This is a genomic window from Alienimonas chondri (assembly GCF_013036045.1).
GTDB lineage: Bacteria > Planctomycetota > Planctomycetia > Planctomycetales > Planctomycetaceae > Alienimonas > Alienimonas chondri.
Genome location: NZ_WTPX01000157.1, coordinates 1 through 10,679 on the forward strand (window position 1 = coordinate 1; position 10,679 = coordinate 10,679).

Here is a 10,679-nt window from a genome sequence, read left to right on the forward strand (position 1 = left end):
CGCCGTATGTCTGCCGACGAACCCGCTTCACCGCTGAGATCTCGCTCCGAGGTCTACCACGCCGCCTTCTGGGTGGCGTTTGCGGCGAATATGCTCGTGGTTTCCTCGAACGCACTGACCTTCCGGTTCGCGGAACTCGTCAACTTCCTCGACGGAACCGAGGGACTGGCGGGGCTGACGGTCTCGGTCGCGACGCTCGGGGCCGTGCTGGCGCGGTTCAAAATCGGCGAAGCGATCGACCGGCTCGGCGTGCGCAAGGTGTGGGCGGCGTGCAGCGGGTTGGGCGTGTGCGGCGCCCTGATTCTCGCCGCCGCGGGTCCGCTGGCGGAGGCGCTGCCGACCGGCGCCGGGCCGACGCGCACGTGGCTGAGCGAACGGCTACCGATCTTCGCGGGCCGATTGCTGTTCACCGTCGGGCTGGCGGGGCAGTTCGGGTGTTCGCTGGTGCACATTCAAAACATCGTGCCGGCCAGTCGGCGGACCGAGGCGATCGCCACGTTCGGCAGCAGCGGGTTCCTCGGCATGATGACGGGCACGGTCCTCGGGGACGTGATCTTCCACCATTCCGTGGGGGCCAGCCGCTACGTCGCGTTGTTCGGAGCGAGCGCCGCCTGCGGGCTGACCTACCTGCTGTTCACGCTCTACCTCACCCGCACTTACCGACATGAGCCGCCGACGGAGCGAACCGGCGCCATCACGCTGCTGCGCCGGCACTGGCCGGGGCCCGTGACGTGGGTCGGCGGGGCGATGGGACTGGGATTCGCGGTCTCGACGGTGTTCCTCACGCGGTTCGCCACGGCCCGCGGGCTGCCCGGGATCTTTCCCTTCTTCATGGGTTATGCGCTCAGCGCGTTTACCTTTCGGGTGCTGACGCGGCGGTGGAGCGAGAAGGTCGGCCGTCACCGGATGATCGATTTCGGCCTCGCCGGGCAGACGGTCGGATTCGTCTCCCTGCCCTTTGTGACGGAAGGCTGGCACCTCGTGCCGCCGGCGATCCTGATCGGCTTCGGCCACGCCCTGCTGTTCCCCGCGGTCGTGAGCCTCGGCACGGAGACCTACCCGCTGCGCTATCGCGGGACGGCGTCGACGTTGATCTTGGGGTTCTTCGATCTCGGCATGCTGGTCTGTGCGCCGGTGTTGGGCGGCATCGTGGACTTCGGCGCAGCGAACGGCTTATCCGGGGGGACGGAGTTCGTGCCGATGTTCCTCGGGGCGGCGCTGCTGGTCTGCGGAATCGGCGTCTACTACCACTTCGCCGCGGGCCGCGGGGAGGACGTCGACGTGCTCGCGGAAGCGGAGCGCCGCGGCGACGCGGAGTTCGCCCCGGCTTCGCCCGCACGGACGCACGCCCATGGCCTGCAACCGGCCCCCTGCGGTCGATTTGAAGCGATTGGCCCGCTCGCGGGAGACGCGGCGCGGGAACCGGTCGCCGCCGGTCGGTAGGGTTTCGGCGTGTCTTCCGAAGCCCCCGCCCCGACCGATCCCGCCGCGCCTCCCCCGAGGGCGTCGTCCGAGGTCGCGACCGACGCCGACCTCGCGGAGCTGGATCGGCTCGCCGCGTCGTATCGCACGCTCACGGAGCAGGTCGGCCGGGTGATCGTGGGCCAGTCCGAAGCGGTCGAGCAGGTCTGCGTCGCCCTGCTGGCCGGCGGGCACGCTCTGCTGGTCGGCGTGCCGGGGCTGGCGAAAACGCTGCTGGTTCGCACGCTGGCGGAGGCCTTGGACCTCGATTTCAACCGCGTGCAGTTCACCCCGGACCTGATGCCCGCGGACGTCAGCGGCGGCGAGGTGCCCGCTTCAGCCGGAGCCGACGGCCCGGCGTTCCGGTTCGAACCCGGCCCGATCTTCACGAACGTGTTGCTCGCGGATGAGATCAACCGCACCCCGCCGAAAACGCAGGCGGCGCTGCTCGAAGCGATGCAGGAACGGCAGGTGACCGCCGCCGGGCGCCGACACCCGCTGCCGGACCCGTTCTTCGTCCTCGCCACGCAGAACCCGATCGAGAGCGAAGGCACCTACCCCCTGCCCGAAGCGCAGCTCGACCGCTTCCTGCTGCAAATCGCGATCGACTACCCGACCGAGGAGGACGAAGTGGAAGTCGTCCGCCGCACGACCAGCGGACCGCCGAGTCCGCTCGAACCGGTGATCGGCCGGGATCAGTTGCTCGCCGCCCGTGCTGCGGTCCGCAAGATCGCCGTGGGCGAGCAGACGTTGCGTTACGCGACCCGCCTGGCCCGCGCGAGCCGGCCGGGGGCGGACGTGAGCGGCGTGAATCCGGGGGCGTTGGAGTTCGTCTCTGAATACGTCCGTTGGGGCGCCGGTCCGCGGGCGGCCCAGGCGTTGATCCTGTGCGCGAAGGCCCGCGCGGCGTTGCGGGGCGAAGTGCACGCCGGCGGCGACGACGTGGCGGCCGTCGCTCCGGCGGCGCTGCGGCACCGCATCCTGCCCAACTTCCACGCGGACGCCGCCGGCCTGACCGCCGACGATCTCGTCGCCAAACTGATCGCCGCGGTCCCCCGCCAGCCGGACGCCGGCCCGCGGTGGCTGCGGGAGATTCTCCCTTGAGCGATCATTCGCCTCCTTTTCAGGAGGACGGCGAACGGGACTTCGCGGCACGACCGCGTGAGCCTTTTCGCGTATCCTCCCCTCCGTCCCGCGTGTCTGTCGGGCGATTCGTACACACTGCTTCGATATGCCGCGCCGCGTTCAACTTTACGACACGACCCTCCGCGACGGCTCGCAGGGCGAGGGCGTCACCTTCAGCGTGCAGGACAAGCTGCTGATTACGAAGCGGTTGGACGAACTCGGGTTCGATTTCATCGAGGGCGGATTCCCCCTTTCCAACCCGAAGGACGCCGAGTATTTCCAGCGCGTCCGCGATTTGGATCTGAAGCACGCGACCGTGTGCGCCTTCGGTTTGACCCGCCGCAAGAACACCGCGGCGGAGGACGACGTGACGCTGAAGGCGATGGTCGACGCCGGCACCCCGGCCGTCACGGTGGTCGGCAAGACCTGGGATCTCCACGTGCATGAGATCATGCGGATCGACCGGGCGGAAAACCTGGCGATGATCGCGGACTCCGTCGCCTTCCTGAAGGCCGAGGGGAAACGGGTGATCTACGACGCGGAGCACTTCTTCGACGGCTACCGGGCCAATCCGGACTTCGCCTTGGAGACGTTGCGAGCCGCCGCGGACGCCGGCGCGGAAATCGCGGTGCTGTGCGACACCAACGGCGGCAGCCTGCCGGACTTCGTCGCCGAGGTCGTGGCGATCGCTCGCAAAACCGTCTCCTGCGACGTGGGCATTCACTGCCATAACGATTCCGACCTCGCCACGGCGAATACGCTCGCCGCGGTGAAGGCCGGCGCCGTGCAGGTCCAAGGCACGATCAACGGCATCGGCGAACGCTGCGGCAACGCGGACCTGATCGCCGCCGCGTCGAATCTGGCGCTGAAGCTGGACTGCGACGTGCTGCGATCGGACGGCGTGCAGCACCTCACGGAACTCAGCCGGTTCGTCTACGAGACGGCGAACCTCGCGCTGCGTCGCGGGCAGCCGTTTGTGGGCTCCAGCGCCTTCGCCCACAAGGGCGGCATGCATGTGCACGCCGTCAATCGGCTCGCCAGCAGCTACGAGCACATCGACCCGGCGAAGGTCGGCAACGAACGGCGGATTCTCGTCTCGGAGCTGTCCGGCCGCTCCAACATCGTCGCCGCCGCGACCAAACTGAAGATCGACGCCGACGACGCCCTCATGCGGGCGGTGTTGGCGAAGGTCGTCGAACTGGAACACGCCGGCTACCAGTTCGAAGCCGCCGAGGCGAGCTTCGAACTGCTGGTGAAGAAGTGTGCCGGGACGTTCCAATCGCACTTCTGGCGCGACCATTATCGGGTGAACATCGAGAGCGGTCAGGAGACCCGCGTCGCCGGCGAGGAGCCGGTGACGGAGGCCAGCATCAAGCTGCGGATCCCCACGCCCGACGGCGAGCAGGTCCGGCACGAAGTCGCCGAGGGCGACGGGCCGATCAACGCCCTCGACGGCGCGTTGCGGAAGGCGCTGCTGCCGGTCTATCCGTCGCTCGCCGACGTCACCCTGACGGACTACAAGGTGCGGGTCATCAACCCCACCGAGGGCACCGCGGCGAAGGTGCGGGTGATGATCGAGTCCCATGCCTCTGGTCCCGGCGAGCCGGCGGACTGGTCGACCGTGGGCGTGAGCGAAAACGTCGTGGAGGCCAGTTGGCTCGCCCTGTGCGACAGCATTGAATATGCGTTGGCCCGCAGCGACGGGGGCGGCGCGGCAGTAGAATCTTGAACCGCCGGCATATGTGGGCGAAGTGACGTCGTCCCCCGTCTTTGCCACAGTCGCTGGCGGCGAGATCGTTTTGCCCTTCGCGGTCTCAGACGCCGGATCTACCTCCCGCCCTTTCTGCCTCCATGTCTTCACTGCTGCATGAGATCGCTGCGGGCGTCGCTCCGCCGCCGCCCTCGCTGACCACCGCGGAGTTTGAGCGTCAGTGCGTGACCGGCGCTTTCCCGCCCGATTGGAACGTCGAACTGCTCGACGGAATGCTCATCCTGTGCGACCGCCGCGACGAGGCCGGGGAGATTAATACCGTGGGTCCGCAGCACAGCTATTTCACCCGCCGCCTCGACGAACTTCTCTCGCCGCTCGCCGCCGCGACGGGGTGCTGTTACCGGGCACAAATGGGAACGTCGCTACCGCCTGACGACGCCCCGCAACCGGATGGATTGATCGCGAAGGGAGCGACTGCCGACTACCGCGACCGCAACCCCGCCGCCGCAGACGTCTTACTGACGATCGAAGTCGCCCAGAGTTCCCTCGAACATGATCGCACGACGAAGCTGCAAACTTACGCGCAGGCCGGTCTCTCGCCGTACTGGATCCTGAACGTCGCCGCCCGGACGCTCGAAGTGCGGACCGATCCCGATCCGGCCGCCGGCTCCTATCGCACCCTCGTCACGCTCACCGCTGCCGACACGGCCACGCTGCCGCTGCCCGGCGGCGACGTTTCCCTGCCGCTCGCCGACCTGCTCGGCTGACTCTCGCTGCTGATCTTCTAGAACCGTTTATGGACCTCCCCAAGCAGTACGATCCCGCCGCCGCCTCCGCGAAGTGGGCGCCGGTCTGGGACGAGGCCGGCGTGGCGAACGCCGATCCGCCGGAGTCGCTGGGCGTCAGCCCGATTACCGGCGAGGCTCAGGCGGCTCCTCAAGGGAGCGAGCCGAAGCCGCCGCACGCGGTGATGATCCCCTTGCCGAACGTCACCGGGGCGTTGCACATGGGGCATGCGCTCAACGGGACGGTGCAGGATCTCGTCACACGTTGGCGGCGGATGCAGGGGTTCGAAGCCCTGTGGCAGCCGGGCACGGACCACGCCGGCATCGCCACGCAGGCGGTCGTCGAACGGCGGATGCTCGAGGAGGAAGGTCTCACCCGGCATGACGTGGGCCGCGAGGCGCTCGTCAATCGCATCTGGGCGTGGAAAGAAACCTATGAAGGTCGCATCCTCGGTCAGCTCAAATCGCTCGGGGCCAGCGCGGATTTCCGCCGGACCCGCTTCACGCTGGACGACATGTGCAGCCGGGCGGTGCGAGCCGCGTTCTTCAAACTGTTCAGCGACGGGCTGATCTATCGCGGCAAGCGACTCGTCAACTGGGACACTCACCTCCAAACCGCCGTCGCGGACGACGAGGTGTTCGAGGAAGAGACGCAGGGGAATTTCTGGACGTTCCACTACCCGGTCGTGAACGAGGCCGGCGAGGACACGAAGAAGTCCATCCAATTCAGCACGACCCGGCCGGAGACGATGCTCGGCGACGTGGCCGTCTGCGTGCATCCGTCCGACGAACGCTACACGGCGCTGGTGGGCGAACGGGTTCGCGTGCCGCTGACCGGGCGGCTCGTGCCGATCATCGCCGACGCCCTGCTCGCCGATCCGGAGAAAGGCACCGGGGCCGTGAAGGTCACGCCGGCCCACGACCCCAACGACTATGCCTGTGGTCTGCGGAACGGGCTGGAGATGTTGAACGTCCTCAACCCGGACGGCACGATGAACGCGGAGGCCGGCGAATACGAAGGGCTGGACCGGCTCGAAGCCCGCGGCAAGATCGTGGAGGCGATGGACGCCCTCGGCTTCTACGACGGCGTCGAAGATCGGGTGATCCAGCTCAAGCACTCCGACCGCTCCAAGACGCCGGTCGAACCGCTGCTGAGCGATCAATGGTTCGTTCGCATGGGTCCGTCAGAGGACGGCTCGGACGACGTCGACCTCGCCCAGTCCGCGATCGACGCCGTCGAGGACGGCTCCGTGCGGTTCTATCCGAGCCGCTATAAAAAGACGTTCACCGACTGGCTCGGCGAGAAACGAGACTGGTGCATCTCCCGCCAATTGTGGTGGGGGCACCGGATTCCGATTTGGTCGAAGACGTGGGACGCTACGGAGTACGACGAGAAGTTTGCGAAGGGCTGGACGGAGAACCCCGACGAAGACGGCGTGGTCGCGGTGCAAACCGTCCGCGACGAAGACGCCGGCACGGTGACGGTGTTGATCTGCATCGCCGACGACGCGGAAGAGACCGAACGCGGCTACGAAACCGCCGGCTTCGAGCGCGACCCGGACGTGCTCGACACCTGGTTCAGCAGCGCCCTGTGGCCGCTGGAGACGCTCGGCTGGCCGGAGGACACGCCGGATCTGCAATATTTCTATCCCACCGGCGTGCTGGTCACGAGCCGCGACATCATCACCCTGTGGGTCGCCCGCATGGTGCTGTTCGGGAAATACCTTCGCGGGGACGTGCCCTTCCAGCACGTTTATATTCATCCGAAGATTCTGGACGGCTTCGGGCGAACGATGTCCAAGTCGAAGGGCAACGGCGTCGATCCGCTGGAACTGGTCGAGAAGTACGGCGCCGACGCGGTGCGGTTCACCATCGCCAGCTTCGCCGGCGAGACGCAGGATGTGCGGCTGCCCGTCAGTTATGAACATCCCGAGACCGGCGAGATCGTCCAACAAACGCAGGCCCACACCGAAGCGAAGCCGGAGCAGGCCGACGACGGGACTCTTCTCAAACCCACGGTCCACTTCCCCAAGGCGAAGAAGGACCTGCAGTATGTCACCCCCAGCTATGAGCCGGACCCCGGCGTGCCGGTGGCCCGGGTGGTCGCGGACCGCTTTGAATACGGGCGGAACTTCTGCAACAAGATCTATAACGCCTCCCGCTTCGCGATCTTCAATCTGGAGGGCTACACGCCCGGCCCGGTCGACGCGGCGGCGCTTCAGTTGGAAGACCGTTGGATTCTCTCGCGCCTCGCCCGGGTGACGGAGGAGATCACGACGCTGCTGGGTCGCTATCAGCTCGACGCGGCGACCCGGGCGCTGCGGGGCTTCGTCTGGGACGAGTTCTGCGACTGGTACGTCGAGATGGTCAAGCCGCGTCTGCGACTTGAAGAAGGAGCGGAGCAGACCGACGAACGGGCCGCCGCGCAGCGGGTGCTGGTGCATGTGCTGGATTCGATCCTCCGCCTGCTGCACCCGTGGGCGCCGTTCGTGACGGAGGAGGTCTGGGCCACGCTGAAGGCGATCGCGCCGGAACGCGGCCTGCCCGAACCGGTCGCGGCGGCCGACCTGTGCGCCCTCGCCTCTTGGCCGGAAGCGAACGCCGAGGACGTGGACGAATCGCTCGAAGCCCGGTTCGACGCCTTGAAAGAGGTCGTCGTCGCGGTGCGAAACGTCCGCGGGGTCTACAACCTCCCGCCGGCGGCGCCGCTGGCGCTGCACCTCCGCAGCGCGGAGGACTTCGCGGGCGACCTCGGAGCGGTCGCGGAGCAGTTCGATCAACTCGCCCGGGTCGTGCTGGCGAAGGCCGGCGCGGAAGTGACCCGTCCGCCGGCAAGCGCCGCATTCTCGCTGAGCAGCGGCGGAGCCGACGGCGGACCGGCCGAGGGGTTCATTCCGCTGGGCGACGTGATCGATCTCGACGCGGAGCGCGAACGTCAGCAGGCCGAGGCGGAGAAGCTCCGCGGACATATCACCGGCCACGAGAAGAAACTCTCGAACGAGAACTTCGTCGCCCGCGCCCCCGCGGAGGTGGTCGAAGGCGTGCGGGAGACGCTGGCGACGTTGAAGGCTCAACTCGCCGCGGCGGAGAGCGTGCTGGCGGAGTTGAGGTGAGCAAGGCGAGCGGGGGGCGTTCGCCCTCCGAGGACGCGGATCGCCGGTTCGTCTTCGCCCGCTCATGGGGCTGACGCCCCGTGCTCGCCTATAATCGTTCCCCCGTCCCTCCCCCGGAGTTCGCCCGTGCTGGTGCCGATGCGCCTGAGCCGGATCATTCTGTCCGACATCAACGAACAACAGGTGCTGTGCCTGACGGAGATCGCCGACGACGGGTCGGACGGCGAACGTACGTTCCCGATCCTGGTCGGGGAGTTCGAAGCCGGCAGCATCCATCGGGCGATCAACGGCGACGCCGCCCCGCGGCCGCTGACGCACGACCTGTTAAAATCGGCGATTGAAGAATTAGGCGCCGAGGTGAAGGACGTGGTGATCTCGCACCTGCAGGATCACACCTATTTCGCCAAGGTCCGCCTGCGTCGGCTGGACGAGGACGGCCCCGGCGCGGAGTTGGACAGTCGCCCGTCCGACGCCATCGCCCTCGCGGTGCACCACCACCCGCCGCGGCCGATCTTCGTCAGCGACGCCGTCTTGGATGAAGTGACGTGACGTGGCGTGAGGCTTTGCTCACGCCCCCCACGCGGTCAGTCCATCGGCTCTTCGTCGGGCAGCTCCAACGCCTCCCCGAGCGTTTTCGCCAGGAAACGGGCCGCGTTCTCGCCGCGGATGCCTCGCACCAGCGTCTCCCGCCGCCCGTCGCCCAGCGCCTCGACGGCGTAGACGGTTTCGACCAGATCCGGACCCGAAACCGCGAAGCCGGCGTCGGTCGCCGTCGACCGGAGACGATCGAAGTCGGTCATCGCGATCGTTTGCCCGCCCCACCACCATATCGGTTCGTGGCGGGTGCGGAACTGCCCGTGGCCGGCGGTCAGGATGGTTTGATTGCGCAGGCCGGCGAGGGCGACGTAGCCCATCACAGCGCCGACGGCGAGGATGACGAGGGGGAGCACGACGAACATCGCCTCGCTCGCGAGTTCGCCCGGTCCTTGAACCTCCGGCCCGCTCGGCACTCCGCACACCCAGAGGATGAGGGCGAACAGAGCCAGAAACCCGAACCAGAGCAGCGTGAACAGAGCCAGCGCGACGGACTTCGCCGATCGCCAGGCCCACCGCACGGCGACGACGCCGTCGCCGTGCTCGACGGTCCACCGCTCCGGACGGGTCGGCGGAGCGGGCGGCGCCTCGGCGCCTTGCTCCGCCGGCGCTTCGGGCAGATCGGTGCATTCGCCGCATTCCGAACAGGCGGCGAACCCGCGCCGGCGATCGGCCGGCAGCAGTCTGAGCACGGCGTCACAGGATTCGCAGCGGGGTGCGTCGGCCATCTCGTCTCTCCGGCAGGGCGTTCGAGTCGGTCTTCCGTCAGGAACGCGGCATGCAGTCGGCCGGATCAAAACCGGCGTCGCCATTGGAGCGGTCAGTTGCAGTCGGCCTCCAGCGGACCTTCGAGTTCATCCAGATAGAACAACCGGCCCGGCAACGTGGGCATGTACGTCGAAGGAATCCACGGCGTCGGTTGATGCTTGAGCGTCGTCCAGAAGCTCAACCCCTGCCATTGCATCCCGCGGCCGAGCACGCCGTCGCAGCCGCCGATGATGCAGTCGCTCTGGAGGAACAGCCCCGGGCCAATCGTGTTGGCGTACGCGGGCACCAGCGTGGTGCGCGACTTGAAGGAGGTAATCGCGTTCTGTTCCACGGTGAGCGGGTGCAGCTTCGCCCCGAGCCGGTGCGTGGCGGCTCTCCAGTCGGCCTCGGAGTCGTACTCCGCGGCGAAGTGCGGTTCCCAGAAGGCGATGTGACAGACCCGGCCCACGCCGAACACGCATACAAGCTCGCCCCCGTCGGCTTTGATCGCCGCGATCTTCTCCGCATACGTCGGCAGGTTGTCGGCGGTGGCGAAGTTCCGCTGGCTCTCCGGCGGCGCCGCCTCGCCCAACGGGCCGTAGAAGGCGTTCGTCATCGCGTTGGTGAAGGCGCCGGAGTCGTCCGGCGGGAGGGTGCCGCCCTCGGCGTCGCTCCACTCGTCCATGTTGAAGCCGTGGACGTGGCCACAATCGACGCCCCACTCCGTCAGGAAGAACACCGCCCAGCGGTACATGCCCATCGGGCCGACCGGCAGGATCATCGCCAGCGGTTTGCCGGCCTCGCCGGCGCGGCGGATCGTCAGGGCGATCTCATGGCCCATGCGGACGTCGAAGTCCTCGACGGTCGCGCACTGCACCGGTTCGAAGTCCGCATGCCAATGCGATTGTCGATCGCGGGCCGTGCCCGGTTCGCCGACGCAGGCGTCGATCGTGCGGAGATCCCAGCCGGCGGGGAAGAAGCTCTCGAGCAGCGATCCGGGCAGCGTGTCGATCAGATTCATTGTGGAGACGACGGAGACGGGAGCGGGCGACTCGCCCACGTTAGCGGGGGTTCGTAGACTCCGCCGCCGTCCCCGGCCCCGCCGCTATGTCCGACGTCGATCTCTCCCCGCCGCCCCAGTCC

General features: G+C 67.8%; 8 protein-coding genes. 6 read left to right on the plus strand and 2 right to left on the minus strand.

Translation table 11 applies throughout. The features are described 5' to 3' along the window. The 6 genes from LzC2_RS17800 to LzC2_RS17825 all read left to right on the plus strand — a co-directional run. A partial coding sequence (locus LzC2_RS17800; RefSeq protein ID WP_171189379.1) for an MFS transporter occupies positions 1-1,443 on the plus strand: 1,443 nt, incomplete at its 5' end. Positions 1,444-1,452: 9 nt separating this feature from the next. Beyond that, positions 1,453-2,565 carry an AAA family ATPase gene (locus tag LzC2_RS17805; RefSeq protein WP_171189380.1) on the plus strand — a complete coding sequence of 371 codons (1,113 nt, stop codon included), beginning with the start codon at positions 1,453-1,455 and terminating at the stop codon, positions 2,563-2,565. 127 nt (positions 2,566-2,692) lie between these two features. Further along, on the plus strand, positions 2,693-4,315 hold the full coding sequence (gene cimA, locus LzC2_RS17810; RefSeq protein ID WP_171189381.1) for a citramalate synthase: 1,623 nt from the start codon (positions 2,693-2,695) through the stop codon (positions 4,313-4,315). A 122-nt stretch (positions 4,316-4,437) separates the two neighbouring features. After that, on the plus strand, positions 4,438-5,064 hold the full coding sequence (locus LzC2_RS17815) for a Uma2 family endonuclease (protein ID WP_171189382.1): 627 nt from the start codon (positions 4,438-4,440) through the stop codon (positions 5,062-5,064). Positions 5,065-5,093: 29 nt separating this feature from the next. Then, complete coding sequence (locus tag LzC2_RS17820) at positions 5,094-8,195, plus strand: valine--tRNA ligase (RefSeq protein ID WP_171189383.1); 3,102 nt, start codon at positions 5,094-5,096, stop codon at positions 8,193-8,195. Positions 8,196-8,321: 126 nt separating this feature from the next. Beyond that, the gene (locus LzC2_RS17825) at positions 8,322-8,744 is read left to right on the plus strand and encodes a bifunctional nuclease family protein (RefSeq protein ID WP_171189384.1); all 423 of its coding nucleotides are present in this window, start codon (positions 8,322-8,324) and stop codon (positions 8,742-8,744) included. 35 nt (positions 8,745-8,779) lie between these two features. Here the strand turns inward: LzC2_RS17825 and LzC2_RS17830 are convergent, their stop codons facing one another. Together LzC2_RS17830 and LzC2_RS17835 are read right to left on the minus strand one after the other, a co-directional pair. Beyond that, positions 8,780-9,517, minus strand: a complete 738-nt coding sequence (locus LzC2_RS17830; RefSeq protein ID WP_171189385.1) for a hypothetical protein — start codon at positions 9,515-9,517, stop codon at positions 8,780-8,782. A 92-nt stretch (positions 9,518-9,609) separates the two neighbouring features. After that, entirely contained in the window at positions 9,610-10,557 is a 948-nt protein-coding gene (locus tag LzC2_RS17835; protein WP_171189386.1) for a sugar phosphate isomerase family, read from the minus strand. Positions 10,558-10,679 lie beyond the last annotated feature (122 nt).

What these genes read in the sequence shown, in the direction of transcription:
- cimA (WP_171189381.1), top strand. Translation starts at nt 2,693, where the DNA reads ATGCCGCGCCGCGTTCAACTTTACGACACGACCCTCCGCGACGGCTCG.
- LzC2_RS17835 (WP_171189386.1), bottom strand. Translation starts at nt 10,557, where the DNA reads ATGAATCTGATCGACACGCTGCCCGGATCGCTGCTCGAGAGCTTCTTC.
- LzC2_RS17820 (WP_171189383.1), top strand. Translation starts at nt 5,094, where the DNA reads ATGGACCTCCCCAAGCAGTACGATCCCGCCGCCGCCTCCGCGAAGTGG.
- LzC2_RS17830 (WP_171189385.1), bottom strand. Translation starts at nt 9,517, where the DNA reads ATGGCCGACGCACCCCGCTGCGAATCCTGTGACGCCGTGCTCAGACTG.
- LzC2_RS17815 (WP_171189382.1), top strand. Translation starts at nt 4,438, where the DNA reads ATGTCTTCACTGCTGCATGAGATCGCTGCGGGCGTCGCTCCGCCGCCG.